The following is a 26,594-nucleotide window of genomic DNA, read 5'->3' on the forward strand; positions in this document are numbered from 1 at the left end:
GCCCGGCCGCGGACCGCCGCCTGCGGCGGTTTGAACCGCGGCTCAGGAGCCCGCGACGGCAGCGGCGCTCCGCACCCGGCGCCCGCTGAGCAGCGAGACCGTCAACAGCGCCAGGGCGACGAGGGCGCCGCCGGTCATGGTCGTGGCCATGGCCGGCCCGTCGTTGCCCAGCACGCCGACGAGCGGGGCGATGAGCGCGCCCAGGCCGAACTGGCCCGCGCCCAGCAGCGCCGCGGCCGTGCCCGCGGCCTCGCCGTGCCGCGAGAGCGCCAGCGCCGGAGCGTTGGGCATCACGAAGCCGACCGCGCCGAGCATGCACCACAGCGGGATCATCAGGCCGACGATCCCGCCGGCGCCCGTAAAGGCGACGGTCATCAGCACCGCGCCGAACACCACGGCGGCGACCAGCGCGTAGAGCACGATCCGCTCGGCGCTGAGGCGGTTGAGCACCACCACGTTGAGCTGGGAGGCGCCGATGACGGCGATCGCGCCGGCGCCGAAGACGAACCCGAACTGCTGCTGGTCGAGACCGTACTGCTCCTGCAGCACGAACGACGCGCCCGAGACGTAGGAGAACAGGGCCGACATGGCCAGCGAGGCCACCAGCACCAGGACCACGAAGTCCCGGTCGGTCAGCAGCGACCTGTAGGTGCGCAGGACGGGCAGCACCTCGCCGGCGATCCGGCGCTCGGGGGGCAGCGTCTCGCGCAGCGCCAGCACGGCCACCGCCAGCAGCACCACGCCGAGGACGGCCAGGGCGCCGAACACCCACCGCCAGGACCCGGCGACCAGGACGGTGCTGCCCAGGGTCGGCGCGAGGACGGGCGCCGCGCCCATGACCAGCATCAGCCGCGACAGGGTCGTGGCGGCGGCGCGGCCGCTGAAGAGGTCGCGGACCACGGCCAGGGCCACGACCATCGTCGCGGCCGCGCCCACGCCCTGCACGACGCGCAGCACGCCCAGCACGGCGATGTTGGGCGCCACCAGGCACAGCAGCGAGGCGCAGATGTGCAGGACGGTTCCCGAGATCAGGGGGATTCTCCGGCCCACCGAGTCCGCGAGCGGGCCGATGAGCAGTTGTCCCAGACCCAGGCCCAGGAGGGTGCCGGTGAGGGTGAGCTGCACCGCGGAGGACGGTGCTTGGAGATCCCGGCCGATCTCCGGCAGAGCGGGCAGGTACATGTCGATCGTGAGGGGGGCGAGCGCGACGAGCGCGCCCAGGACGAGGATCAGCCGAAGGCGCTGCAGGCCAGTCGGTTCCGCCGGCGCCGCGGTCGGCGCCTGGGCTGAACCGTCGTCCGTGTGAGCTGAGTGGGTGCTGGATACCGCCACTGTCTCGTTCCGGCCTTCCCGTAGGTCGAGCAACGTGGGACGTCACCGTCCGCGGTCGCGTGCCGCCCGGAGCGCGAGGGTCATGCGAACCAGCGGAGCCTGTGACCGGTTCGGTCTTGCGGTGAATGCCTGAGCTTCAGCACTTCGGACCCGCGAACTGTTCCCGGCTCATCGGCGATCGCGGTGTGACCCCGGCAACAGCGGTGCGCGGTGACCGGGCCGACGCGCGCCGTTCACCCCCGGGCCCCGTGCCGGCCGCAGCGCCGGCACGGGGCCTCCTCCGAGCCGAACCGCCGGGCATGGGCTCGCCGACCGGGGGTAGGCGCGTCCCTATCCGCATGCACAGAGGTTCGGCGAAGGAGGCCGCAATGGCAGAGCCGACGTTCATCGAGGTCCAGAAGGCCCTGTCCGGGGCCGACTACCCGTCCACGCGCGACGGCCTGGTGGAGCACGCCAAGGCCCACGACGCCGACGAAGGGGTCATCGACGCGCTGAAGCGGCTGCCGCGCCAGCGGTACGGCGGCCCCAACGAGGTCAGCCGCGACATCGCCGACGTGACCGGGGAGTCGTCGGAGTGACGGCCCGCCGCGGGCGCCGCCGGCCCGGTCTCCGGGCGGGCGGTCCCGCGTACGCGACCTCCCGCGCGGCGGCCGAGCGGCCGCGCGGGGTGCAGCCGACAGCACCAGCAGGGAGCCGACCATGAGCCAGCAGCCGCCCGCACAGCAGCAGTCCCATCCGGGAGCGACGGAGCCGATGCAGCCCCGGCCGCGCGACGAGATGGCCGACTACACCGGCCGTGATCTACTCGCCGACAAGAAAGCCCTGGTCAGCGGGGGCGACTCGGGGATCGGCCGGGCCGTGTGCGCCGCCTTCGCCAAGGAGGGCGCCGACGTGGCGATCGGCTATCTCAGCGAGGACGACGACGCCGAGCACACCGCCGGCCTGGTCGGGCGCGCGGGCCGCGAGAGCCTGCTGATCCGCGGCGACGTGGCCGACGAGGGGCACTGCACCGACATGGTCGAGCGCACGGTGGCGGAGTTCGGCCGCATCGACGTGCTGGTGGCCCACGCCGCCACGCAGGAGCCGGTGTCCGACTTCGCCGAGCTCACCACCGAGCAGCTGCGCCGCACCTTCGAGGTGAACGTCTTCGGCGTGTTCTGGACGCTGCGCGCCGCGGCGCCGTATCTCGCGCCGGACGCCTCGATCGTGATCACCGGATCCGTCAACGGGCTGCGCGGCAACAAGACGCTCATCGACTACGCCACCAGCAAGGCCGCCGTGCACAACCTCACCTACTCGCTGGCCCAGCACTACATGGACGAGGGCATCCGGGTGAACTGCGTCGCCCCCGGGCCGGTGTGGACGCCGCTGATCCCCTCGACGCTGGGCGAGGAGAAGGTCGAGGGCTTCGGCGGGCAGGCGCCCATCGGCCGCGCCGCCGACCCCGACGAGATCGCGCCCTCCTATGTCTTCTTCGCCAGCAACCGGCTGTCGTCCTACTACACCGGTGAGGTGCTGGCGCCGACCGGGGGCGAGATCCAGGCGGGCTGAGCCGGCGGGGCCGAGGGCCCGGACGGCCGGATGTGACGGCGATTCGACCGCGGGAATGGGGGCAGTCGGCCCCTGACCGCGCACGTGAACCGCGATCCGACAAGGGAGCCGGAATGGCAGAGACCAGGCACACCACCGACCTCATCGAGGTCATCGTCGCCGACCACCGCGCCGTCGAGGGCGTGTTCAGCCAGCTGGAGCAGGGCGCGGGAGACCCTGCCAAGCGCAAGGGCATGGTCGAGCACGTGATCACCGAGCTTGTGCGCCACTCGGTGGCCGAGGAGCAGTACATGTACCCGGCGGCGCGCAAGGCGCTGCCCGACGGCGACGAGATCGCTGACCACGAGATCGGGGAGCACGCCGAGGCGGAGCGGGTGATGAGCGAGCTGTCCGGGCTGGAGCCCGTCGACCCGCGGTTCGAGGAGCTGCTGAGCACGCTCATGTCCGACATCCGGCACCACGTCCAGGACGAGGAGAACGACCTGCTCCCGCGGCTGCGCGAGGCGTGCGGCCAACAGGAGCTGGCCGAGCTGGGCAGCAAGGTCCTGCAGGCCAAGGAGTGGGCGCCCACCCGTCCGCACCCCAACGCTCCCGACACCCCGCCGGCCAACCGCATCCTCGACCCCGGCGCCGGTCTGGTGGACCGCATGCGCGACGCGGTCTCCGGAGGCGGGCGCTGACCCGCCCGAGCGGAGCGCCGCCCCGGCCCCGACCGGGGCGGCGGTGATCTTGCGGACGCGGGCCGCGGAGCCCTTCCTCAGCCCTCGCGTCCGCGGGGGCCGCCCGCGCCCCCTGCGCCGCCGCGCTGCGCGGGGACCTGGTTGAAGCGCCGGGCCGCCCTGTCGTTGAGGCGCGTCAGCGCCCGCAGGAACACCCCGGTCTGCCGGCGGGCCTGCGCGCCGGTGCGCACGGCGGGCGATTGCCCGTGCGGCAGCAGCCGGGCCGTGGTCCGCAGGGCCGCCTGCACGAGCCCGGGGCTGATGCCGTCCGCGATCAGCGCGGCTCGGGCCGCCGGGGTCAGGACCAGGTGCCGGCGTCCCCGCAGCGCGGCCGCGACGATGGCGCGCGCCGCCCGCTCGGCGTCCATGGACAGCACCGGCATACCCGCCGCTGCGGCGAACCAGGTGTACTCCGCACGCGGCGAGCCGGTGACCTCGATGCCGAGGTGGGACCCGGTGCGCATCAGCCCGGGGACCACGGTGGTGAAGCGGACGCCGCTGCCGGCCGTCTCGGCGTCCAGGCCGCGTGAGAGCGCGACCTGGGCGAACTTGGCGCAGGAGTAGGGCAGCAGGTGCGGCACGCTGATCCTGCCGCCGATCGAGGTGATGGTGACGACGCGGCCGCGGCGCTCGCGCAGCCCCGGCAGCAGCGCGCGGGTGAGCCGGAACGGCCCCCAGAACATGGTGTCCAGCGCCTGGGCGACATCGTCCTCCGACATGGCGGCGGCCGGTCCCACGCGGATGACCCCGGCGTTGTTGACGAGGACGTCGACCCCGCCGTACTCGTCGCGGATCCGCGCCGCCAGGGCGGTCACCTCAGCGTCCCGGGCGAGGTCGCAGACCAGGCCGCGGGCGTCGACGCCCTCGCCGCGCAGGTCGGCCACTGCCGCGTCGAGGGCGTCGGCGCCGCGCGCCGCGACCAGGACGCGGCAGCCGCGCCGCCCCAGCTCCCGGGCGATGAGCAGCCCGAGGCCGCGTGAGCCGCCGGTGACCAGCGCCGTGCACCCGGCGATGTCGGCCTCGCCGCGCCTCCGGCACAGGGCGGCGAGACCCGCCGCCCCCGCGGCGGCCGCGGTGCCCGCCACCGCAGCTCGGCCCGCGAACGCGGCCGTGCTCCCGCCGCGGCCCCGGTCCCCGTTTCCTCGTCCGCCGACCCGCATCGCCGCCCCCTCCTGTGGTCAGGCCGCTCGCGCCCCGGGGCGCAGCACCATCTTGATCGCGCCGTCGCGCTTGTGCTGGAACTTCTCGTAGGCCTCGGGCGCCTGGTCCAGCGGCACGACGTGCGTGGTGAGGTCGTCCACGCCCAGCGGGTCGGAGTCGGCGTCGGTGAGCAGCGGCAGGATGTCGTCGGTCCACCGGCGCACGTGGGCCTGGCCCATCCGGATCTGCACGCCCTTGTCGAACAGGTCCAGCATCGGCAGGGGGTCGGCCTGGCCGCCGTAGACACCGCTGATGGAGACCGTGCCGCAGCGCCGGACCAGGTCGAAGGACAGGTGCAGGGCAGCCATCCGGTCCACCCCGGCCCTCGCGACCAGCTTCTCGGCCACGCCGTCGGGCAGCAGCGAGGCCATGGTCTGGGCGGCCTTGCCCAGCGGGGCGCCGTGCGCCTCCATGCCCACCGCGTCGATCACCGAGTCGGGGCCGCGGCCCTCGGTGCGGTCGCGCACGAGGGCGGCCGGGTCGTCCTCCGCGCCGGTGTCGACGGCGGCGACGCCGTGCCGCTCGGCCATCGCCAGCCGCTCCGGGACCGAGTCCAGCCCGAAGACCCGGCCGGCGCCCTGGTGGCGGGCGATGCGCGCGGCCATCTGGCCGATGGGGCCCAGCCCCACGACCGCGACCGAGCCGCCGGGCGGGACGTCGGCGAAGGCCACCGCCTGCCAGGCGGTGGGCAGCACGTCCGACAGGAACAGGAAACGCTCGTCGGGCGGCCCCTCGGGCACGCGGATCGGGCCGAACTGCGCCTGGGGTACGCGCAGGTACTCGGCCTGGCCGCCGGGCACGTGACCGTAGAGCTTGGTGTAGCCGAACAGTGCGGCGCCCTTGCCGTACTCGCGGACCTGGGTGGTCTCGCACTGGGCGTAGCAGCCGCGCTCGCACATGTGGCAGCTCCCGCAGGAGATGTTGAAGGGCATGACCACGCGGTCGCCCGGCCGCAGCCGGCCGGCCTCGGAGCCGACCTCGCGGACGACGCCCATCGCCTCGTGGCCGAGGATGTCGCCGGCCTCCATGAACATGCCCAACGGCGAGTACAGGTGGAGGTCCGAGCCGCAGATCGCGGTGGAGGTCACCTCGACCACCGCGTCGGTGGGCCGCTCGATCCCCGGGTCGGGCACCTCCCGCACCTGCACGTCCTCGGTGCCCTGCCATGTCACCGCTCGCATCGGCCCCCCTCGGGTCCGGGTGTCGCCGTCCTCTTCCTGCAGAGTCCACTGGCCGGGGGCGGGCGGCTGAAACGCGGGCGCGGGCAGGCGCATCCGCGGGCCTGCGGAGCGGAGGCCGCCGCGGGTGGTCGGGACGCCGCGGGCGGGGCCGCGGGCCCGCCTCAGGGCGGCGGCGGGGTCCAGTCGGGGTGGCGGCCGCTGAGGCCCAGCACGCGGTCGAGCAGCGGCGCCTCCTCGGGCACCGGCACGACGGGGCCGAACAGGCCTTCCCGCGCGTTGGGGTCGTCGGCGGGGACCTCGGAGACGAAGGCGTAACCGATCTCAACGCTGGCCGGGTCGCCGATGTAGGCCTGGCCGGTCGCCCGGGCGAGGTCCCAGCCGTGCAACAGCAGCTCGTTGAGTACGACCGTGCCCGCTGCCTCGCCGCTCAGCTCGACGCCGCCGACGGCGGTCGCGCCCTGCCAGGCCGCCGGGTCGCGCCAGGCGGCCACGAGGGCGTCCAGGCGCCGGTCCAGCTCGTCGCGCCAGGCGTCGGGGAGGTTGGCGGCGGAGGGTTCCGGCGGGGTCTCGGCGGTGGTGGAGGTCTTGTCCGCGGCGCGGCGGAAGGCCTCGCAGAGCGAGATGACGTGGTCGAGCAGGGCGCCGACCGGCATCCGCTCGCAGGGCGTCGGCGCGTCCAGCTCGTGGTCGCGTACCCCCTGGGCCGCCTCCCTCATCCGGTTCGCCACGGGTTCCAGGTCGGGAACGGTGCTCATCGCCTCTCCCTCGCGGCGCTCGGACGCCGCCGTCGTCTCTCGCCGGTCTCGCCGACCGCTTCCGGTGCCGCGCCGCATGCTCCCGCCCGCCCCTCGGGGCGCGGGCGGCCGCGCGGCGCGGCACCACGCATGCTAGGCGCCTCCCCCGACACCGCACCGCCCCGACACCCGGCCGCGGCCCGCGGTCTGCGGTCTGCGGTCTGCGGCTCGGACGGAACAAACCGGTCGCCCGGCGCCGTTAGCCGGAGGGCAAGCGAGGCGGGAGGCCGCCTCCGCCCGGCGCCCGCCGCCGGGCACCCGCAGCCGCGACGAAAGGCCGACACCCGTGTCCGTCCCGATCTCCCTGCTCGACCTGGCGCACATCACCGAGGGCATGACCGCCCGCGACAGCCTGGACGCCAGCCTGGATTTGGCCAGGAAAGCCGACGAGCTGGGATACCGGCGGATCTGGTACGCCGAGCACCACAACATGGCCACCATCGCCTCCTCGGCCACCAGCGTGCTCATCGCGCACGTCGCCGCGCACACCGAGCGCATCCGGCTGGGCGCGGGCGGCGTCATGCTGCCCAACCACGCGCCGCTGACGATCGCCGAGCAGTTCGGCACGCTGGCCACGCTGCACCCGGACCGCATCGACCTGGGACTGGGCCGCGCACCCGGCAGCGACCAGAACACCATGCGCGCGCTGCGCCGCGACCCCTCCTCGGCCGACACCTTCCCCCAGGACGTGCTGGAGCTGCAGGGCTACCTGGTCGGCCGGTCGCGCATCCCCGGTGTGGACGCCGTTCCCGGCAAGGGCACCGACGTGCCGCTGTACATCCTGGGCTCCTCGCTGTTCGGCGCCAAGCTCGCCGCGACGCTGGGGCTGCCCTACTCGTTCGCCTCGCACTTCGCCCCCGCAGCGCTGGAGGAGGCCGTCGCGGCCTACCGGCGCGAGTTCACCCCGTCCGAGCGCCACAGCGAGCCCTACGTCATCGCCGGGGTCAACGTGGCCGCCGCCGACACCTCCGAGCGGGCCGCCGAGGAGTCCCGGCTGGCCAAGCGCCGCATGGCCCAGCAGCTGCTCGCCCGCGGGCGCACCATCACGCCCGAGGAGGCCGACGCCGCACTGGACTCCCCCGCCGGGCGCCAGGTACTGCAGATGGCCCGGTACTCGGCCGTGGGCGACCCCGGCGAGGTCAAGGACTACCTGGAGTGGTTCGCCGGCCACGCCGACGCCGACGAGCTGATCGTCGCGCCGCAGGCGGGCACCGTCGAGGGGCGGCTGCGGGCCCTGGAGCTCGTCGCCGAGGCGATGCAGCTGTCCTGACCTCCGCCGCGCGGCGTGCGCGGGCAACGGGTCCGCCCGGCCTGCGGGTATGCGGGCGTCCGCGAGCGGGCGCAGCGCTCCGCAGACGGCAGCCGACGGGGCCGCCGCGCGCGCCCGCGCACGGGTTGGCACCATGGGCGCCATGACGACGAAGACGCCCCGCCTGGAGATCGAGTACTGCACACAGTGCCGCTGGCTGCTGCGCGGCGCGTGGACGGCCCAGGAGCTGCTGACCACCTTCCAGGACGAGCTGGGCGAGGTCGCGCTCGTCCCGGGCACGGGCGGGGTCTTCGAGATCCGGCTCGACGGCGAGACCCTGTACTCCCGCGCGCAGAGCAAGGGCTTCCCCGAGCTCGCCGCCCTCAAGCGGCTGGTGCGCGACCGGATCGCGCCGCACCGCAGCCTCGGCCACTCCGAGAAGCGCGCCGAAGGCGGCTGACGGGCGCGGCGGGCCGGGCGGCGCGCCGCCCGATCCGCCCCCGCGCGGCGCGCACGCCGCCGCCGCGGCGCGGTCCGGCGTGCCCCGAATCTCCCAGTGTGTTTGAATCGCGGCAGCGCACGTCCGACTCCGACTCCGAGACCGGCTCCCTACCCCTGAATCGCCTCGACCCCGAGTCCTGGCGCGGTCCCGCGGCCGGGCCGCGCCCGAGGAGGAAACGGCCCGATCCTAGGGGCACCATGATCCGAAACACGGCCCGGCGGCTCTTCGCGGCGGTGATACTGCTCTGCCTCGCCTGGGTCCTGGGAGCGACCGCGCTCGGCGCGGGAGGCCTGCTGAGCTACTTCACCCTGGAGCTGCTGCCGCTGGGGTGCACGCGGGCCTTCGCCAGCTATCCGCCGGAGTACGACTGCGGCGACGCGGGCTTCGTCGGCGTGTTCGCGGCCTGGGCTCTGGTGGCCTCGTGGCTGACCGTCTCCGTCTGCTGCCTCGGTGCCTGGCGGGTGGCCACCCGGGGCGCCCGCGCGCACCGCCCGCGCGACGAGTCCGACGCGGAGGACTGAACCGCCGGGCCGCGAACGGGACCCGGCCCCGACCGCGGACCCGCGGCGCGGGCGGTGCGCGCGGGCGGCTCCGCGGCGCGCCGCTTTCCCGGCACCCGGGGCCCCGAGCGCGGTGCGCGCGGGTCTAGAGTCGGCCCATGGCGGGATCCAGAACACGTTTCAGGCGGTGGTCGCTGATCGTGCTCTCGGCTGCGGCGTGCCTGGCCCTCGCCGCCGCGGGCACCGGATTCTGGTCGGTGCAGCGCGCCTTCCCCGACGTCGAGGGCGCCGTCGACCTGCCCGCGCTGGAGGGCACGGCCACCGTCCACCGCGACGCCTACGGCATCCCCCAGATCTACGCCGACACCTCCGAGGACCTGTTCCGCGCCCAGGGGTTCGTCGACGCCCAGGACCGCTTCTGGCAGATGCACTTCAACCGGTTGACCACCGCCGGGCGGCTGTCCGAGGTCTTCGGCGCGGAGCAGGTCGAGACCGACGCCTACCTGCGCACCATGGGCTGGCGCCGCGTCGCCGCGCAGGAGTACGCGCTGCTGCGGCCCGAGACGCGCGCGTACCTCGACGCCTACGCAGAAGGCGTCAACGCCTACCTGGACCGGCGCGAGGGCGGCGAGCGCGGCCTGGAGTTCACCGCGCTGAAGGCGCTGAACCCCGACCACGAGGTGGCGGAGTGGACGGCCGTGGACAGCCTGGCCTGGCTCAAGGCCATGGCCTGGGACCTGCGCGGCAACATGCAGCACGAGACCGAGCGCGCCGCGCTGCTGGCCTCCGGCATCGGCCGCGACCGCATCGAGGAGCTGTACCCCCCCTACCCCGAGCAGGAGCACCGGCCGATCGTCGAGGGAGGCGTCAGCGGCGGCGCCTTCCACGCCGACCGGGACGCGGGCGCCGCGGACGGCGACGCGGCCCCGCCGCCGCGGCGGGCCGCCGGGGTGCTGGCCGATGTCGGCGCCGGCCTGGAGGCGCTCCCGCCGATGCTGGGCCCCGAGTCGCCGGGGCTGGGCTCCAACTCCTGGGTGGTCTCGGGCGAGTACACCGCATCGGGCCGACCGCTGCTGGCCAACGACCCCCATCTGGGCGCGCAGATGCCGTCGGTGTGGCACCAGACCGGGCTGCACTGCACCGAGGTCACCGAGCAGTGCCCCTTCGACGTCACCGGGTTCGGCTTCGCCGGCCTGCCGGGCGTCGTCATCGGGCACAACGCCGACATCGCCTGGGGGTTCACCAACCTCGGCCCCGACGTGGCCGACCTGTACCTGGAGCGGATCGAGGGCCAAGCGGCCGTCGTCGACGGCGAGCGCGAACCGCTCACCACCCGCGAGGAGACGGTGAAGGTGGCCGGCGGCGAGGACGTGACATTCACCGTGCGCTCCACGCGCCACGGACCGCTGCTGTCCGACGCCGAGGCGGCCGCAAACCTGCGCGGGATCGGCGCCAGTCCGCCCGTGGACTCGGGCGGCGATTCCGCCCGGAAGGCCGCCGAGGCGCCCGGGGACGGCTACGGTGTCGCGCTCAGCTGGACCGCCCTGGAGCCCGGCACCACCGCCGACTCGATCTTCCTGCTGAACGCCGCCGACGACTTCGCGTCGTTCCGCGAGGCCGCCCGCTCCTTCGAGGTGCCGGCGCAGAACCTCGTCTACGCCGATACCGACGGCGACATCGGCTACCAGGCGCCCGGCAGCATCCCCGTGCGCGGCAAAGGGGACGGCCGCTGGCCCGCGCCGGGCTGGGACTCCGACTACGACTGGCGGGGCTTCATCGACTTCGACGAACTGCCGGTGGTGCGCAACCCGGACCGGGGCTACATCGTTACAGCCAACCAGGCCGCGGCGGGGTCCGGATACGAGCACATGCTCACCGGCGACTGGGCCTACGGCTACCGTTCGCAGCGGATCGACACCCTGCTGGCCGAGGCCACGCGCAAGGGCGGCCTGACCACAGCCGACATGGCCGCGATCCAGATGGACAACGAGAACAGCGGCGCCCGCGCCGTCGTGCCGCACCTGCTGCGGGTCGGCGCCGAGGGCGCCGCCGCCCGCGGGCAGGACCTGCTCGCCGACTGGGACTTCCAGCAGGACGCCGACTCCCCGGCCGCCGCCTTCTACAACGCCGCCTACAGCCACCTGCTGGATCTGACCTTCGACGAGCTCGGCCGCGACCACGCCCTCGACGTCGGATCGCGCTCCTGGCTGGTCGTGGACCGCCTGCTGGAGGAGCCGGGCTCGCCCTGGTGGAAGGGCGGGGAGGCCGAGGGGCGAGACGCCGTGCTCAGCGAGGCCCTGCGGCGCGCCGCCGGCGAGCTGACCCGGCGCCTGGGCGACGACCCGGCCGAGTGGCGCTGGGGCGAGCTGCACACGCTGACGGCGACCCACCCCTCACTGGGGTCGTCGGGGATCGCCCCGCTGGAGTGGGCGTTCAACGGCACACCGGTGGAGGCCTCCGGAGGCGACAGCACCGTCAACGCGACCGGCTGGGAGCACACGGAGGGCTATGCGGTGACGACCGTGCCCTCGATGCGCATGACCGTCGACATGGCCGACCTGGACGCCGCACGCTGGGTCGACCTGACCGGCGCATCCGGCCACGCCTTCCACGCCCACCACGAGGACCAGACCGCGCTGTGGGCCCGCGGCGAGACCGTCCCCATGCCCTTCACTCGCGACGCGGTCCGGGAGCGGTCGGAGAACGTCCTCACCCTGCGGCCGGCCGGATGACCCGGCGGGCCTCCGCTGCGGAGGCGGCGGCGCCGCGTCCGCGAGCCGCCGCTCGGGCTCAGTACCAGCCGCCGGTGCCCGGCGGAGCGGGCATGGCGCCCGGGTGGGGCCGGGCCGCCTGCGGGTGGACGGGGTAGGGCCCGGCGCCCTCGCCGCGCACGCGGATGACACGGGTGCCGACGGCCTTGTCGTGCACGGCCTGCCGGTAGGGCTCGTCCCACAGCGGCCACAGCAGGTCCAGCAGGGTGCCGACGCAGGTGACCGACGCCAGGGCCACGGCGACCAGCTGCCGGCCCGCCGACAGGCCCAGGGAGGGCGGCTGCCCGGTCTTCATCAGGATCACCTTGACGCCGGCCGCGCGCTTGCCCAGCGTCCGTCCGCTGCGGGCGTGCGGGATCCAGGTGTAGCAGAAGGAGGCGAACGCGGCGAGGGGGAGCATCACCAGCATGGTGACGATCATCGCCGCCTCCCCGGAACCGCCGCTGTCAGGGTCGAACAGCCACAGGCCCAGGCCCATGGCGCCGTAGAACAGGACGAGGAAGATGACCGAGGCGATGAAGCCGTCGATGAGGTAGGCGACGGCGCGGGCCGGCCAGCTCGCCGGCGGCGGGTGGACGGGGGCGGCGGGCCCGTGGCTGTAGGGGGCGGAGGCCGCATACGGGCCGGGCGGCGGAGGCGGCGGAGGCGCGGCCCCCGGGTAGTGCCCGGAGGGCCCGTACCCGGGCGGGTACGGCGGGGGGCCGTAGGGGTCGCTCATGGGGCGGTTCCTCGTCGGAGCTGGCGCGGCGGGCTCGGGCGTGCGGGTGGACCGGGCCCCGGCGGCCGCGGCACACGCGGGCAGTGCGGGGGCGGCGGCGTGCGACCCGGCACCCGGATTCTTCCACACGCCCGGCCGCCCCGCCTCTGCCCGATGCGGCCGGAAACGGGCCGGCCGCCCCGGCGCCGGTCGGGCGTCGGGGCGGCCGTCGGCAGCGCGGCGGTCCGCGAGCGCGGTACCGCGGTTCGTCAGTCCTCCGCCTCCTCGGGGTGCCGGCGCAGGTGCAGGACCGCGGCCGCCAGGCCGCCCCACACGATCACCGCGGAGACGATCAGCATCACGATGGCTCCGGTGGACATCACTGCCCCTTTCCGCTCTGGTCGGCAGCCGCGACGGTGGCGTTGGTGTCGTCCTCGTCGCCCGCGCGGCGCTTCCACGGGATGAGCGAGATCAGCACGGCGAGCACGACGACGCCGACGGCCACGCCCCAGCCGGCGGAGTTGAGGAACCAGCTCGGGTAGTCACCGTAGTTCGCCGCGAGCTCCGCGGAGATGCTGTCGTACATCATGAAGCCGAGCACGACCGGTGTGACCACGCCCAGCGTGAGCGCCCACCATACGCGCATCGGCACGGAGGAGACCGCCTCGGTGTGCCGGCGCAGCATCGGCAGGCGCCACAGCGCCCAGCCGACCACCACGACGACGACCAGGGCCGCCAGCGCGATGCCGTACTGGTTGATGAAGTGGTCGGTCACGTCCAGCAGGTAGAGCCCCTGGTCGGTCGGGAAGACCGCGACGGACACGGCGGCGGTGAAGCCGCCGACGACCAGCACCGCGGGGACCCGGCGCATGCCGGTGCGGTCGCGGACGGAGGAGATGACCACCTCGACGATGCTCACGAGCGAGGTCAGGCCGGCGACCATCAGCGAGACGAAGAACAGCACGCCGAACAGTGCGGGCGCGACGGGGATGTTGTTGATGATCTGCGGGAAGGCGACGAAGGCCAGGCCCAGGCCGTCGGTGGCGACCTCGCTGACCGGCACGTTGGCCGCGCTGGCCATGAAGCCGAGCGTGGCGAAGACGCCGATGCCCGCGAGCAGCTCGAAGGAGCTGTTGGCGAAGCCCGCGACCAGCGCCGATCCGGCGAGGTCGGACTTGCGCCGCAGGTAGGAGGCATAGGTGATCATGATGCCGAAGCCCACCGACAGCGAGAAGAAGATCTGCCCGTAGGCGGCCACCCACACGCTGCCGTCGGTGATCGCCGACCAGTCGGGGGCGAAGAACGCGTTCAGGCCGACCTCGGCGCCGTCGAGGAACAGCGCCTGGACGACCAGGATGAGGAACAGCACCGCCAGCAGCGGGATGAAAATGCGGTTGGCCCACTCGATGCCGCGCCGCACACCCAGCGCGAGCACCACCAGCACCACGAGCCAGATGGCGACCAGCGGGATGAGGACGCCGAGGTTGTAGGAGCCGAGGGGGCCGGGCGCCTCGGCCACGTGCAGGAAGTTCCCGTACAGGAACGCCTCGGGGTCCTCGCCCCAGGACTGGGTGAGCGAGAATCCGGCGTAGCGCACGGCCCAGGCGACGATGACGGCGTAGTACACCGAGATCACGAAGCAGATGCCGACCTGCCACCAGCCGAGCGGCTGGGCGAAGCGGTTGAGTCGGCGGTAGGCCGCGGGCGGGGAGGCGCGGAACCGGTGGCCGATGGCGTACTCGAGGATCAGCAGGGGGATACCCGCGGTCAGCAGCGCGACGAGATACGGGATCAGGAACGCGCCGCCGCCGTTGTCATAGGCGACATAGGGGAAGCGCCAGATGTTTCCCAGGCCGACGGCCGAACCGATCGCCGCGAGCAGGAACCCGGTCCGGGTCCCCCACTGCTCGCGGTTCTGTTGTGACATCGCTAGTGCCTACCTTTCTGGCCGGGTCTCGACAGGCCGCCCACGCGGCCGCGGTCTCTTATGGAGGAGGCGGGCATGGCCGGCGCTGCGCCACCCTATAGCTCGATCCGCCCACCAGCTTGAACCGGCCGTCCCCGCCCGCCGCGGATCTGGGTCTCCGGGCGTGTCACCCGGGCGCCCGCAGGGGTGGAGGGAGCGGCGCGCGGCGGATCGAAAGCGGCTGGTCGCGTGGAGGCCGGCCGCGCGTCGGGCCGAAGACGACTACCCGCGACCGCCGCGTGCAACCGCGGCGTGCAACCGCGAAGCGCGGGCGCGCGAAAAGCGGGGGCCCGCCGCGCGGCGGGCCCCCGCAGTGAGGGGCTCCGGTCCCCGGGGGACGGACCGGAGCCCGGTCGGGTATCAGATGTTGCCGGGCCCGGCGCCGTCGGTGACGATCGCGGGCACATCCTGGGCCGGGTCGGGTGTGTAGGAGTAGGGCACCCCGGCCACGCTGCCGGCGGTCTCGGGCGCGCCCGAGTTCTCGAAGGCGTTGCCCACCGCTTCGAGGCGGCCCGCGGCGGAGTCGGCGTAGCCCACGTGGGTGGGGTGCTCGACGTTCTCGAAGTAGTTGTTCTCGACCAGGACGCCGGCGCCCATGGTCGAGGCCACGCCGTACTCGGCGTTGTCGCGGTAGTAGTTGTTGTAGACGTGCACGGTCTCGCCGAAGCGCACCCGCGGGTGGCGGCTGCCGGAGCCGTCGAAGAAGTTGTGGTGGTAGGTCACCCGCAGGTGGCCGCGGTCGGCGGTGTGGTCGTCGGAGTGGCCCAGCAGCATCGACTTGGCATGGTCGAAGACGTGGTTCCAGGAGACGGTGACGAAGTCGGACTCGCGCTTGATGTCGACGGCGCCGTCGTCGCCGCGGGTGAAGCTGTTGTGGTCGATCCAGACGTTGGTGGAGCCGTCCTGGACGTTGATGGCGTCGTCGTCCCAGTCGGCGAAGGCGATGTTTCGGATGATGACGTTGTGGGCCTCGTCGACGTCGATGCCGCCGCCGGTGATGCGGGCGCCCTCGGCGCCGATGACGCTCTTGTCGGAGGTGACGTCGTTCATGCCCGACAGGGCGATGCTGCCGTGGACCTCTATGACGGCGGGGCCCGGGGCGGTCATGGCGTCGGTGAGCTCTTGGGCGGTGTCCACGGCCACGGTCGCGCCGCCCGCGCCGCCGGTGGTGCCGCCGTTCTCACCGGCCCACCCCGCGGGAGAGCCCGAGGGCTGCGGATCGCCGCCGCCTCCGCCGTCGTCGCCGTCGTCTCCGGATCCGTCGTCGCCGCCGGCGCTGCCGTCGCAGACCGTGCCGTTGAGCGTGAACCCGCCCGGCGCACCGTTCTGGCCGGAGTGGGTGGCCTGGAAGCCGAACGACGCGGTTCCGCCGGTGGACATCGCGGCGTTGTAGGCGACGCTTTCCGCGGTGACGGCGGAGCCGGACTGGTCGATCTCGGCGTTCCACGCCCCGGTGACCTCCTGGCCGTCGGGGAACTCCCATTCCAGGGTCCAGCCGTCGAGGGCGTCGCCGAGATTGGTGATCTCCACGCTCGCGGTGAAACCGCTGTTCCATTCGTTGACCGTGTAGTCGACTTCGCAGCCCGCGGCCGCTGCGGCCGGTGCGGCTGCGCTCAGCACGGCCGAGCCCAGCGCCAGAGCGCAGCTCGCGGCCAATCCGCGGGAGAACCGCCGCGGGTCTCTTCTGCTGTTGGGGGAATACGGCATTGCGGGAATACCTCCTCGCTTGACCGCCGCCGCGATGGCGGGCCTCCTCGTCGGCACGCCGGGGGGAATCGCGGCGGGGGACCACCGGCCGCGGACACACGGAATTCCACGGCCGGCGAGACCGCGGTGAATGCGGAAGGGCGCCGATCCCGGAGCATCGGAAGCACCGCGAAACGAACTCCCTTTCCACCACGCGGTTCGGGGAAAACACCGGAAAGCGCTTTCCTTATGCGCAGAATGTTACGCATCACGACCCGCGGTTGTCAATCAGGCGGACCGCGTTCGATGAAATTCGACGGCTGCGAGTAAGGCACCGCCTTTCTGACCTGCGCGCACGGAATCCGATCTTGAAAGGACCGGCGGTCCCGCAGACGGGGCGCACGGGGCGCTGGGAGCGGCGGTCCGACCGCGCACGCTCGGCGGCCGCCGGGAGTCGCGATCCGCTTCGGGCGGCAGCGCCGACAGCAGCGCCGCTCACTCCCATGAGGGCGCGCTCGCCGGGGCGGCGCACCGCAGCGGTGCGCCGCAGCCGGGCGACCGGGCGGCGCCGGCCCCCGCCCCCCGCCGCCGGCCCGCTCGGTCCGGGGCGTCGAACGGCGGCCGCGGCCGAAGCGGCGCGCGGCACCGCCCTCCGCCGCGTCCTGCGCAATTCGGAGTGCTTTCGCGGATCCGGAATCGGCGCACACTCCCGCACACCTATTGCGGGGATTCGGCGGGGATCGTCGTCCGCAGCCCCGGCCGGACGGCGACGGCCCGGCGCGCCCCCGATCCTCTCGGCCCCCCGACGCCGATCGCCCGGGTCGCACCCGCGTCCCCACCGCGTTCGCGGGCAGCGCACCGCGAATATTTCCGGAATCCTGACTTATCGCAATTCACCTAATTGTTGTTTCCCCCACGCGTCTCTAGTACGTTTCCCGCGGACGATCTTCGAGGAAACGGGGGGCGCGTGCCGGAGAAAACGGACGCGACGGGTTCAGCGGAAAGCCCCGGCACTGCGGCGGAGGAGCGCGTCGTGCTGCTGGACGGCGGCCACCGCCCCGTCGGCACCGCCGACAAGCGCCTGGTGCACGGCCCGCGGACGCCGCTGCATCTCGCGTTCTCCTGCTACGTCTTCGATCCCGGCGGGCGGCTGCTGGTGACGCGGCGCGCGCTGGACAAGACCGCCTGGCCCGGCGTATGGACCAATTCCTTCTGCGGGCACCCCGGCCCCGGCGAGCCCATGGAGGCGGCGCTGCACCGGCGCGCCCGCGAGGAGCTGGGGATCTCCCTCGAAGGAGTCGCCGTGCTGCTGCCCGAGTTCGCCTATCGGGCGGCCGACGCCTCCGGGATCGTGGAGAACGAGTTCTGCCCCGTCTACCGAGCCGCCACGCGGGACACCCCGCGCGCCCCGAGCCCGCCGAGGTGGCCGAATGGGAGTGGGTCGAGTGGGCCGACTTCGCGACGGTGGCCCGGCGCGCCCCCTGGGCCGTCAGCCCGTGGGCGGCCCGCCAGGTCCCCCTCATCGCCGACCGACCACAGCAGACCTGACCGCCTCCCGGTCGGCCGCGTCCAAGTTCAACCCGGATCGCCGAATACGGGGGGCGGATAGCCGTATTCCGTGCCAGAATCCGAGACAGACGATCCCGGGCCGGCTTCGGAGCAGTGGTGACCACTTCCCTTCGGGACATCCTCCGCAAACGACGCAGCGCGGCGTTCTTCGGCCGGGAGAACCACCGCGACGACTACCGCGCGAATCTCGCCCTCCCCCCGAATGACGAGGCGAGGAGGTTCGTCTACAACATCCACGGCAACGCGGGCGTCGGCAAGACACTGCTGCTCCGCGAGTTCCAGCAGCTTGCCGTCGATGCGGAGTTCCTGACCGCGCGCGTCGACGACGAACACGCGGACGGCCCGCTCGACATGCTGAACTCCGTCGCGGAGCAGATGAAGAGCCAGGGTCTGCGCCTGGAGGGCTACACGAAGCAGTACACCGCCTACCTCAAGACCCGCCATGAGCTGCTGTCCAGCCCGGACGTCCCGGACAACATCGCCAGTATGCTCACGTACGGTCTCACCCGTGTCGGCTTTCTCGGAATGTCCGTGCTGACGGGGGTCGACGTAGCGGGGCACGTGCACCCGGACGGCGCCGCGAACGCGATCGACGAGGGCCGGGTCTGGCTGATGAGCAAGATCAAGGAGCCCCAGAACCTGCGGCTGACACTCGACCCGATTGGCGAGCTGACAGCCCTCTTCCTGCGCGAGCTGGCCAAGTCCGCCGGTTCCCGACGGCTCGCGTTCTTCTTCGACTCCTTCGAGAACGCGGCCCCCACTTCTCAGGAGTGGCTGCTCGCTCTGGTCGAGGGCGAGAAGCACGGCTCCCTTCCCGATGACGTCGTGATCACGATCGCCGGCCAGCACAAGCCGGACCCCAACGCCTGGTCGCTGCTGCGCCCCTTCACCGTCGACGTCGAGCTGCACCCCTTCACCCGCGAGGAGACCTCCCGGCTGCTGGCGCGCCACGGTGTCACCGATCCGCAGACGATCGAGCCCGTCTGGGAGCTGACCGGCGGGCTCCCGGTCCTGGTCGATACGCTCGCGCAGGCTGCGGCCGGCGACCCGGACTCGATAAGGGATCCGAGCGGCGGCGCAGTGGACCGGTTCCTCAAAGGGATCGACGACGCCGAGCGGCGGCGGATCGCCCGCCTGTGCGCACTCCCCCAGTACCTGAACCAGGACGTCCTCGCGCTCTTCGTCGGCGAGGAGGAGCCCGAGCGGGCCGCGGAACTCTACGGGTGGCTGCGCTCGCTGCGCTTCGTCGTCGACGAGGGCGGCCGCTGCCACTACCACCAGGTGGTGCGCTCGCTGATGGTGCGTCTGCAGCGCAACAGCTCGCCGGCCGAGTTCGAGCGCCATCACCGGACGCTCACCGCCTACTACGAGCGCGTGGGCGAGCCCGGTCCGCCGCTCCAGCAGATCTACCACCGCCTCTGCGCCGATCCGGAGACCGCTCTCGCGGACGCCCTGAGTGGAGCGGTGGACGCCTGCGCCGACGGCGTGCCAGGGGCGCGGCGCTGGACGAGGGCGTTGGAGCAGGCCGCTCAAGACAGCGGAGCGACCGAGACGGCCCGATGGGCGCACCTGCTCGGCTCGGCCCTCAGCGGGGCGGAGCCCGAGGCGGCCTTCCTCTCCCATTTGATCGACAAGGCGGACCTGCCCGAGCCGACCTTGCACAAGGCCCTGCGCGAGCGTTGGCGCCTGCGCCACGACGCCGGCAGGGACGCCGAAGCCTTCGAGGACATCGAGCGCGCCATCCGGCTGCGCCCCGACGATGCCGCCTCCTACATCCAACGGGGCCGGACCCACCGGGAGCTCCGGCGCCTCGACGCCGCGATCGCCGACTTCGACCGGGCCTGCGAACTCGACTCGACGATCCCCGCACCCCTCGTCCAACGCGCGCTGACCTTTGAGGGACGCGGCGACCACGACGCGGCGCTCGCCGATTTCACGCGGGCGTTCGCCCTGCGCCCACAAGACGGCCATCTGCTAGCCCACCGAGCCGTACTGCACCGAGCACAGGGCCGCCATGCCGAGTCGCTGGCCGACTTCGATCGGGCGCTACGGCTCACGCCGGACGACGCATGGACACTATCCCAGCGAGGGTCCACCCGTTGGAGACTGGATCAGTTCGAAGCGGCGCTCGCCGACCTCGACCGAGCCGTCGAACTGGAGCCGACGAGTGGCCGCTTCCTGGACCGGGCGGTCCTGAGACAGGACATCGGCGATCTGGAGGGGGCACTGGCCGACTGCGACCGGGCGCTCGAGGCCGATCCGGAGTACACCCATGTCCTCGCCCACAGAGGCGACGTGCACCGCCTCCGAGGAGATCTCGAAACCGCTCTCCGAGACCTGGACCGGGCCATCGCGGCGAAGCCCGACGAGTTCTGGGCGATCGGCCGACGCCTCAAAGTTCGCCTTCTGCTAGAGGACTACGGGGGCGCGCTGGCGGACTTCCGGGCCGCACCGGACTCGGTTCCAGCCGAGCTGGCAGGGATGCTGCTGTTGATCGCGGACGAGGCCATGGAGGCCTTCCTCTACCTCGCGGAGAAGGCCGGCCGCTCCCCCGACGGACCGGAGGCGCATCCTTGGCTGCTTTTCCTGACGGGTCTCGCGGCGCACCGCGCCGGCGAGGGTCCCCGTGCGGAGGAGTACCTGCGCCGAGGGATCGTTGAAGGCGAACGGCTGCGCGAACTGGAGCCGCGCGAGGAGGCACACACGTTCAATCCGGCGATGTGCCACCTCGTGCTCGGTGAGACCGACCGGGCGGTCGCCATGGTCCGCGGCATGCTGGCCGATTCGCCATCTCCGGCGCGGATCACGGAAGGATTGTCCAGTCTCCGCCTGCTGCGCCCGCTGGTCGAGGAGAGTGCCTGCGACGTCGTCATCGACCTACTCGCGGAGCACGCCGAGCCGTCCGACGGCGCTCCGGGCTACCGTTGAAGAGGAGAGAGTGCCACAGGTACTGCCCAAGAAGGCAGCAAGCCGCAGGAATCGTCGCCACCACTCGGACAAGAGATGCGGACGAGGCGGCGCGAGAATCGAAGCCGCAGGGATTTCCCACCCCAGTACTCATTGTCGCGGCTTCGTGCTCGGCGGGGGTGAGCCGCTCCACCCCTCACTGTTCGGGGGTCAAACGGCAGGTCGGGTGTTCTGCTCGACCAGTTCGGCGTCGGATCGCAACACGCAGAACTCGTTGCCCTCCGGGTCGGCGAGCACGACCCAACCGCTGCCGGGCCCATGGATTCCGCGGTGGTCGGCCACCCGCGCCGCCCCTCTCCCGAGCAGGCGGTCCACCTCCTCGTCCCGGGTTCCCGTGCGCGGACGCAGGTCGAAGTGCAGCCGGTTCTTCGCGGGCTTCTCCTCGGACACCTCGATGAACAACACCCGGTGGGCGGACTCGGGGTCGATGATCATGCACTCCGGGTGCCCCGGCTCGTTCGGGTCGCCGGGGAGGTCCGTGTAGCCGAGAACGGGCTTCCACCATTCGGCGAGATCGTAGGCGTTCCGGCAGTCGACGCTGGTGTGGGAGATGTAGGAGGTCACGCCTGCGCAGTGTAGCGGGGCCGGTCATACTCGTGAGGTCCGCAGAACGGCCGGTTCGGGGGCTTCCGAGAGGCAGCCGGCTTCACCCGGTATTCGCCCCGGCCCGCCGGGCGAAGCCGCTCCGCGCCGCGACCGATCGGACGCGTGGCGCTGCGCCGCTGGCCTGCTTCGCGCAGGTCAGCGGCGCTTTTTGCATGTCCGGGAAGGGTAGGGCGGGCGGGGCTCGAACCCGCGACCCAAGGATTATGAGTCCTCTGCTCTGACCAGCTGAGCTACCGCCCCGCCACGGGGCGGGAGTGAGTCCCGCCGATGGCTGCCCGGCCGGGGTGCTCGGTCGGGAACGCCGTTATCTTAACAGCACCCCGCTCCTCCCATTCTGCCGGAAAGCCGCAGGGGAGGCCGAGGTTGCGCGGCCGCGCTGCCCCCTCCCGCCGATCGGTCCGCACACGCAGGTGGGGCGGGGCGCGGCCGCCGCCGTCGGCACGGCTAGGGTGGGGTGCCGCGGCGCCGTTCGGCAGCGCCGGCGGGGCACCGTGTGCGGAGGCGGACGCCGGGGGCCGCAGGGCCGCGGAGAGCATCGCCGGTCGCACAACCGTCATCAGGAGAAGAAGGTCATGGCCCAAGTACCTGTCAACGTCACCGTCACCGGGGCAGCCGGGCAGATCGGCTACGCGCTGCTGTTCCGCATCGCCTCGGGTCAGCTTCTGGGCCCCGACACGCCCGTCAAGCTCCGTCTGCTGGAGATCCCCCCGGCGGTCAAGGCCGCCGAGGGCACCGCGATGGAGCTGGACGACTGCGCGTTCCCGCTGCTGAAGGGCATCGACATCTTCGACGACGCGCGCCCGGCGTTCGAGGGCGCCAACGTCGGCCTGCTGGTGGGCGCGCGCCCGCGCACCAAGGGCATGGAGCGCGGCGACCTCCTTGAGGCCAACGGCGGCATCTTCAAGCCGCAGGGCGAGGCGATCAACGCCGGCGCCGCCGACGACGTGCGGGTGCTGGTCGTGGGCAACCCCGCCAACACCAACGCGCTGATCGCCCAGGCGCATGCGCCCGACGTCCCGCCCGAGCGGTTCAACGCCATGATGCGGCTGGACCACAACCGCGCGCTGAGCCAGCTCGCCAAGAGGCTCGGCGTGTCCGTCACCGACATCAAGAAGCTGGCGGTGTGGGGCAACCACTCCGCGACGCAGTACCCCGACATCACCCACGCCGAGGTGTCCGGCGCCGGCGCCGCTGCGCAGGTCGGCGACGAGGCGTGGGTGCGCGACGAGTTCATCCCGACCGTGGCCAAGCGCGGCGCGGCCATCATCGAGGCGCGCGGCGCCTCCTCCGCCGCCTCGGCCGCCAACGCCGCCATCGACCACGTCCACGACTGGGTGCGCGGCACCCCCGAGGGCGACTGGACCTCCGCGGCCTTCCCCTCGGACGGCTCCTACGGCGTCCCCGAGGGCCTCATCTCCTCCTTCCCCGCCGTCTCGCGCGGCGGCCGCTGGGAGATCGTGCAGGACCTGGACATCGACGCGTTCTCGCGCGAGCGCATCGACGCCTCCGTCCAGGAGCTCACCGAGGAGCGCGACACCGTCCGCAAGCTCGGCCTGATCTAGACCGGAGCCTCCGGCTCGGCGCACACGCGCGGCCGGGGTGCGGACCCGCCGGGCCCGCATCCCGGCCCCTGCACGCCGTGCGCCCGGGGACGGTTGCCTACGATGCCGGTATGCCGCGAACCGACCTCCCGCTCGCAGAGCTCCCCGGCTACCGCGCCGCCTCCACCGCCCCCGCCGACTTCGACGACTTCTGGGCCCAGACGCTCGGCGAGGCCGCCCGCCGCGAGGCCCCCGTGTCGGCCGCCGTTCATCGCACCCCCCTGACCACACTGGACGTCTTCGACGTCGGCTTCCCGGGCTTCGGAGGGCACACGGTCAAGGCCTGGCTGACGCTGCCGCGCGCCCGCAGCGGGCGGCTGCCCTGCGTGGTCCGGTTCCCCGGCTACGGCAACGGCCGCGCCAACCCGCTCAGCGCCCTGGAGTACGCCTCCTGCGGCTACGCCCACCTGGTGATGGACGTGCGCGGCCAGGGCACCACCGACCGCGGCACCGGGGACACCCCCGACCCCGAGGACTCGCCGCACCCGCACCGGCCGGGGTTCATGACCAAGGGCGTGCTGGACCCGCACCGCTACTACTACCGCCGGGTCATCACCGACGCCGTCCGCGCGGTCGCCGCCGCCCGCTCCTTCGAAAGCGTCGACCCCGACCGCGTGGCCGTGGTGGGCGCGAGCCAGGGCGGCGGGCTGGCGGTCGCGGCGGGCGCGCTGGCTCCCGGCGTGGCGGCCGTCGTCGCCGACGTGCCGTTCCTGTCGCACTTCCGCCGCGCCGCCGAGATCGCCTCGCAGGGGCCCTACCTGGAGATCGCGGAGTACTGCCGCTCCTACCGGGACAGCGCCGAACGCGTGTTCTCGACGCTGGCCTACGCCGACGCGCTCAACTTCGCCTCCCGCGCCACCGCGCCCGCGCGGTTCAGCGCGGCGGGCATGGACGCGGTGACCCCGCCCTCCACCTGCTACGCCGTCTACAACGCCTACGCCGGGCCCAAGCGGATGCGGCTGTGGGAGTTCAACGGGCACGAGGGCGGCGACGCGTTCGCCACCGAGGAGAACCTGGCGTTCCTGGCCGAGCACCTGGGCTGAGCACCCTCCCGCGCACGCGCGGATCCGCGCACCCGCGGGCCTGCGCCCCGGGGCCCGCCGCGCGGGTACGCGCGGCGGGCGGCCCGGCGGGCCCCTGCACGGGGCCTGTGGACGAGTGGCCCGGGCGGTCACCCGGAGCAGGCAGTATGGAATGCGTGAGTCTCATCGATCAGCTTCCCGCCCGCCCCGAACCCGATTCCCTCTTCGAAGCGTTCGCGTCGTGGGCCGGTGATCGCGGGCTCACCCTCTACCCGCACCAGGAGGAAGCCCTCATCGAGGTGGTGTCGGGCTCCAACGTCGTCCTGAGCACCCCCACCGGCTCCGGCAAGAGCCTGGTCGCCGCCGGCGCGCTGTTCGCCGCCCTCGGGCGCGACGAGTGCGCGTTCTACACCGCGCCCATCAAGGCGCTGGTGTCGGAGAAGTTCTTCGAGCTGTGCGCCGTCTTCGGCACCGACAACGTCGGGATGATGACCGGCGACGCCAGCGTCAACGCCGACGCCCCGATCGTGTGCTGCACGGCCGAGGTCCTGGCCCAGATCGCGCTGCGCGACGGCGCCGGGGCCGACATCGGCACCGTGGTCATGGACGAGTTCCACTTCTACGGCGAGCCCGACCGCGGGTGGGCCTGGCAGGTGCCGCTGCTGGAGCTGCCGCAGGTGCAGTTCCTGCTGATGTCGGCCACCCTGGGCGACGTCAGCCGCTTCGAGGACGACCTCACCCGCCGCACCGGCCGCACGACCTCCGTGGTCAGCTCCGCCGAGCGGCCGGTCCCGCTGTACTACTCCTACCGCACCACGCCGCTGCACGAGACGCTTGAGGAGCTGCTGGAGACCCGCGAGGCCCCGGTCTACATCGTGCACTTCACGCAGGCGCAGGCGGTCGAACGCGCCCAGTCGCTGACCAGCATCAACATGTGCTCCCGGGCCGAGAAGGACGCCATCGCCGCCGAGATCGGCAGGTTCCGCTTCACGACCAGGTTCGGGCGCAACCTCTCCCGCTACGTGCGGCACGGCATCGGCGTGCACCACGCCGGAATGCTGCCCAAGTACCGGCGCCTGGTCGAGCGCCTCGCGCAGGCGGGTCTACTGAAGGTCATCTGCGGCACCGACACGCTGGGCGTGGGGGTCAACGTACCCATCCGCACCGTGCTGTTCACCGCGCTGAGCAAGTACGACGGCTCCCGTGTGCGGCGGCTGAGCGCCCGCGAGTTCCACCAGATCGCCGGGCGCGCCGGGCGCGCGGGCTACGACACCGTGGGCAACGTGGTCCTGCAGGCGCCTGAGCACGTCATCGAGAACGAGAAGGCGCTGGCCAAGGTCGGCGACGACCCCAAGAAGCGGCGCAAGGTGGTGCGCAAGAAGGCGCCCGACGGCTTCGTCGGCTGGGACCAGAACACCTTCGAGAAGCTCATCGCGGCCGAGCCCGAGCCGCTGAAGTCGCGGTTCCGGGTCAGCAACGCCATGCTGCTCAGCGTCATCGCCCGCCCCGGCGACTGCTTCGCGGGCATGCGCCACCTGCTCACCGACAACCACGAGGACCGCCCCACGCAGCGCCGGCACATCAGCGAGGCGGTGGCCATCTACCGCTCGCTGATCGACGGCGGGATCGTGGAGCGCCTGGAGGAACCGGACGGGACCGGCCGCGTCGCCCGGCTGACCGTCGACCTCCAGCCCGACTTCGCGCTGAACCAGCCGCTGTCCACCTTCGCGCTGGCGGCGCTGGAGCTGCTCGACCCCGCGGCGCCCACCTACCCGCTGGACGTGCTGACCGTCGTCGAGTCCACCCTCGACGACCCCCGCCAGATCCTCGGCGCCCAGCTGAACAAGGCCCGCGGCGAGGCCGTGGCGCAGATGAAGGCCGACGGCGTCGAGTACGAGGAGCGCATGGAGCGGCTGGAGGAGATCGAGTACCCCCAGCCGCTGGAGGAGCTGCTCGACCACGCCTACGAGGTCTACCGGCGCGGCCACCCGTGGGTGGGCGACCACCCGCTGCGGCCCAAGTCCGTCGCCCGCGACCTCTACGAGCGGGCGATGACCTTCACCGAGTACGTGGGCTACTACGAGCTCGCGCGTTCGGAGGGCCTGGTGCTGCGCTACCTGGCCAGCGCCTACAAGGCCCTGAGCCAGACCGTTCCCGAGGACGCCAAGACCGAGGAGCTGCGCGACCTGATCGAGTGGCTGGGCGAGCTCGTCCGCCAGGTCGACTCCAGTCTCCTCGACGAGTGGGAGCAGCTGACCAACCCCGCCGAGGACGACGCAGCCGAGGAGGCCGCCGAGGAGCGCGTCAAGCCGGTCACCGCGAACCCGCGGGCGTTCAAAGTGCTGGTGCGCAACGCGATGTTCCGCCGCGTGGAGCTGGCGGCGCTGGGCCGCTACGCCGAGCTGGGCCGGCTCGACGGCGAGGACGGCTGGGACGCCGAGGCGTGGGAGTCGGCGATGGAGGACTACTTCGACGAGCACGACGAGCTGGGCATCGGCCCCGACGCGCGCGGGCCCGCCATGCTGCTCATCGAGGAGCGGGACGGCATGTGGCAGGTCCGCCAGATCTTCGACGACCCCAGCCGCGACCGCGACTGGGGCATCAGCGCCGAGGTCGATCTCACCGCCTCCGACGAGGTCGGCCACGCCGTGGTCCGCGTCACCGGCGTCAACCGCTACTAG

At 73.0% G+C, this 26,594-nt stretch carries 21 protein-coding genes and 1 tRNA gene; 12 read left to right on the top strand and 10 right to left on the bottom strand.

What is annotated here, in order from left to right; translation table 11 throughout:
- Nucleotides 1-42 precede the first annotated feature (42 nt).
- On the bottom strand, nucleotides 43-1,332 hold the full coding sequence (locus tag ABD284_RS02065; protein WP_344140343.1) for a multidrug effflux MFS transporter: 1,290 nt from the start codon (nucleotides 1,330-1,332) through the stop codon (nucleotides 43-45).
- 368 nt (nucleotides 1,333-1,700) lie between these two features.
- On the opposite strand from ABD284_RS02065, the gene ABD284_RS02070 reads away from it, so the two are divergent.
- The 3 genes from ABD284_RS02070 to ABD284_RS02080 all read left to right on the top strand — a co-directional run bounded on the left by ABD284_RS02070 (nucleotide 1,701) and on the right by ABD284_RS02080 (nucleotide 3,563).
- Nucleotides 1,701-1,910, top strand: a complete 210-nt coding sequence (locus ABD284_RS02070; protein WP_344140345.1) for a DUF2795 domain-containing protein — start codon at nucleotides 1,701-1,703, stop codon at nucleotides 1,908-1,910.
- Nucleotides 1,911-2,031: 121 nt separating this feature from the next.
- Nucleotides 2,032-2,883 carry an SDR family oxidoreductase gene (locus tag ABD284_RS02075; RefSeq protein WP_344140347.1) on the top strand — a complete coding sequence of 284 codons (852 nt, stop codon included), beginning with the start codon at nucleotides 2,032-2,034 and terminating at the stop codon, nucleotides 2,881-2,883.
- Between the two features lie 113 nt (nucleotides 2,884-2,996).
- Nucleotides 2,997-3,563, top strand: a complete 567-nt coding sequence (locus tag ABD284_RS02080) for a hemerythrin domain-containing protein (RefSeq protein WP_344140349.1) — start codon at nucleotides 2,997-2,999, stop codon at nucleotides 3,561-3,563.
- 77 nt (nucleotides 3,564-3,640) lie between these two features.
- Here the strand turns inward: ABD284_RS02080 and ABD284_RS02085 are convergent, their stop codons facing one another.
- The 3 genes from ABD284_RS02085 to ABD284_RS02095 form a co-directional block, all read right to left on the bottom strand.
- Nucleotides 3,641-4,687, bottom strand: a complete 1,047-nt coding sequence (locus ABD284_RS02085; protein ID WP_344140351.1) for an SDR family NAD(P)-dependent oxidoreductase — start codon at nucleotides 4,685-4,687, stop codon at nucleotides 3,641-3,643.
- 93 nt (nucleotides 4,688-4,780) lie between these two features.
- Nucleotides 4,781-5,983 (bottom strand): zinc-dependent alcohol dehydrogenase, encoded by a 1,203-nt coding sequence (locus ABD284_RS02090; protein ID WP_344140353.1) that lies wholly within the window; start codon nucleotides 5,981-5,983, stop codon nucleotides 4,781-4,783.
- Nucleotides 5,984-6,144: 161 nt separating this feature from the next.
- On the bottom strand, nucleotides 6,145-6,738 hold the full coding sequence (locus ABD284_RS02095; protein ID WP_344140355.1) for a TIGR03086 family metal-binding protein: 594 nt from the start codon (nucleotides 6,736-6,738) through the stop codon (nucleotides 6,145-6,147).
- Between the two features lie 325 nt (nucleotides 6,739-7,063).
- On the opposite strand from ABD284_RS02095, the gene ABD284_RS02100 reads away from it, so the two are divergent.
- From ABD284_RS02100 to ABD284_RS02115, 4 genes are all read left to right on the top strand, one after another.
- Nucleotides 7,064-8,047 (top strand): LLM class flavin-dependent oxidoreductase, encoded by a 984-nt coding sequence (locus ABD284_RS02100; RefSeq protein WP_344140357.1) that lies wholly within the window; start codon nucleotides 7,064-7,066, stop codon nucleotides 8,045-8,047.
- Nucleotides 8,048-8,189: 142 nt separating this feature from the next.
- Nucleotides 8,190-8,486, top strand: a complete 297-nt coding sequence (locus ABD284_RS02105) for an Rdx family protein (RefSeq protein WP_344140359.1) — start codon at nucleotides 8,190-8,192, stop codon at nucleotides 8,484-8,486.
- Nucleotides 8,487-8,725: 239 nt separating this feature from the next.
- Nucleotides 8,726-9,049: a hypothetical protein gene (locus ABD284_RS02110; protein WP_344140361.1), complete on the top strand. Its 324-nt coding sequence runs from the start codon at nucleotides 8,726-8,728 to the stop codon at nucleotides 9,047-9,049.
- Between the two features lie 137 nt (nucleotides 9,050-9,186).
- Entirely contained in the window at nucleotides 9,187-11,760 is a 2,574-nt protein-coding gene (locus tag ABD284_RS02115) for a penicillin acylase family protein (protein ID WP_344140363.1), read from the top strand.
- Nucleotides 11,761-11,818: 58 nt separating this feature from the next.
- Here the strand turns inward: ABD284_RS02115 and ABD284_RS02120 are convergent, their stop codons facing one another.
- The 4 genes from ABD284_RS02120 to ABD284_RS02135 form a co-directional block, all read right to left on the bottom strand.
- Nucleotides 11,819-12,517, bottom strand: coding sequence for an RDD family protein (locus ABD284_RS02120; protein ID WP_344140365.1), 699 nt, complete (start codon nucleotides 12,515-12,517; stop codon nucleotides 11,819-11,821).
- A 248-nt stretch (nucleotides 12,518-12,765) separates the two neighbouring features.
- Complete coding sequence (locus ABD284_RS02125; RefSeq protein ID WP_311544520.1) at nucleotides 12,766-12,876, bottom strand: methionine/alanine import family NSS transporter small subunit; 111 nt, start codon at nucleotides 12,874-12,876, stop codon at nucleotides 12,766-12,768.
- Complete coding sequence (locus ABD284_RS02130; protein WP_344140369.1) at nucleotides 12,876-14,423, bottom strand: sodium-dependent transporter; 1,548 nt, start codon at nucleotides 14,421-14,423, stop codon at nucleotides 12,876-12,878. Before ABD284_RS02130 ends, ABD284_RS02125 begins: the two co-directional genes overlap by 1 nt.
- 399 nt (nucleotides 14,424-14,822) lie before the next feature.
- On the bottom strand, nucleotides 14,823-16,169 hold the full coding sequence (locus ABD284_RS02135; RefSeq protein WP_344140371.1) for a pectate lyase family protein: 1,347 nt from the start codon (nucleotides 16,167-16,169) through the stop codon (nucleotides 14,823-14,825).
- A 946-nt stretch (nucleotides 16,170-17,115) separates the two neighbouring features.
- On the opposite strand from ABD284_RS02135, the gene idi reads away from it, so the two are divergent.
- Together idi and ABD284_RS02145 are read left to right on the top strand one after the other, a co-directional pair.
- Nucleotides 17,116-17,757, top strand: a complete 642-nt coding sequence (idi, locus tag ABD284_RS02140; protein ID WP_344140373.1) for an isopentenyl-diphosphate Delta-isomerase — start codon at nucleotides 17,116-17,118, stop codon at nucleotides 17,755-17,757.
- A 56-nt stretch (nucleotides 17,758-17,813) separates the two neighbouring features.
- On the top strand, nucleotides 17,814-20,645 hold the full coding sequence (locus ABD284_RS02145) for a tetratricopeptide repeat protein (protein WP_344140375.1): 2,832 nt from the start codon (nucleotides 17,814-17,816) through the stop codon (nucleotides 20,643-20,645).
- A 189-nt stretch (nucleotides 20,646-20,834) separates the two neighbouring features.
- On the opposite strand, the gene ABD284_RS02150 is transcribed toward ABD284_RS02145, so the two are convergent.
- Nucleotides 20,835-21,248 carry a VOC family protein gene (locus tag ABD284_RS02150; RefSeq protein ID WP_344140377.1) on the bottom strand — a complete coding sequence of 138 codons (414 nt, stop codon included), beginning with the start codon at nucleotides 21,246-21,248 and terminating at the stop codon, nucleotides 20,835-20,837.
- Between the two features lie 208 nt (nucleotides 21,249-21,456).
- Nucleotides 21,457-21,530 (bottom strand) — tRNA-Ile (locus ABD284_RS02155).
- A gap of 332 nt (nucleotides 21,531-21,862) precedes the next feature.
- On the opposite strand from ABD284_RS02155, the gene ABD284_RS02160 reads away from it, so the two are divergent.
- From ABD284_RS02160 to ABD284_RS02170, 3 genes are all read left to right on the top strand, one after another.
- Nucleotides 21,863-22,852: a malate dehydrogenase gene (locus tag ABD284_RS02160; RefSeq protein WP_344140379.1), complete on the top strand. Its 990-nt coding sequence runs from the start codon at nucleotides 21,863-21,865 to the stop codon at nucleotides 22,850-22,852.
- Nucleotides 22,853-22,962: 110 nt separating this feature from the next.
- On the top strand, nucleotides 22,963-23,934 hold the full coding sequence (locus ABD284_RS02165; RefSeq protein WP_344140381.1) for an acetylxylan esterase: 972 nt from the start codon (nucleotides 22,963-22,965) through the stop codon (nucleotides 23,932-23,934).
- 146 nt (nucleotides 23,935-24,080) lie between these two features.
- A complete protein-coding gene (locus tag ABD284_RS02170; protein WP_344140383.1) occupies nucleotides 24,081-26,594 on the top strand; it encodes a DEAD/DEAH box helicase in 2,514 nt (837 codons plus the stop codon).

The organism is Streptomonospora arabica (assembly GCF_039531585.1).
Taxonomy (GTDB): Bacteria; Actinomycetota; Actinomycetes; order Streptosporangiales; family Streptosporangiaceae; genus Streptomonospora; species Streptomonospora halophila.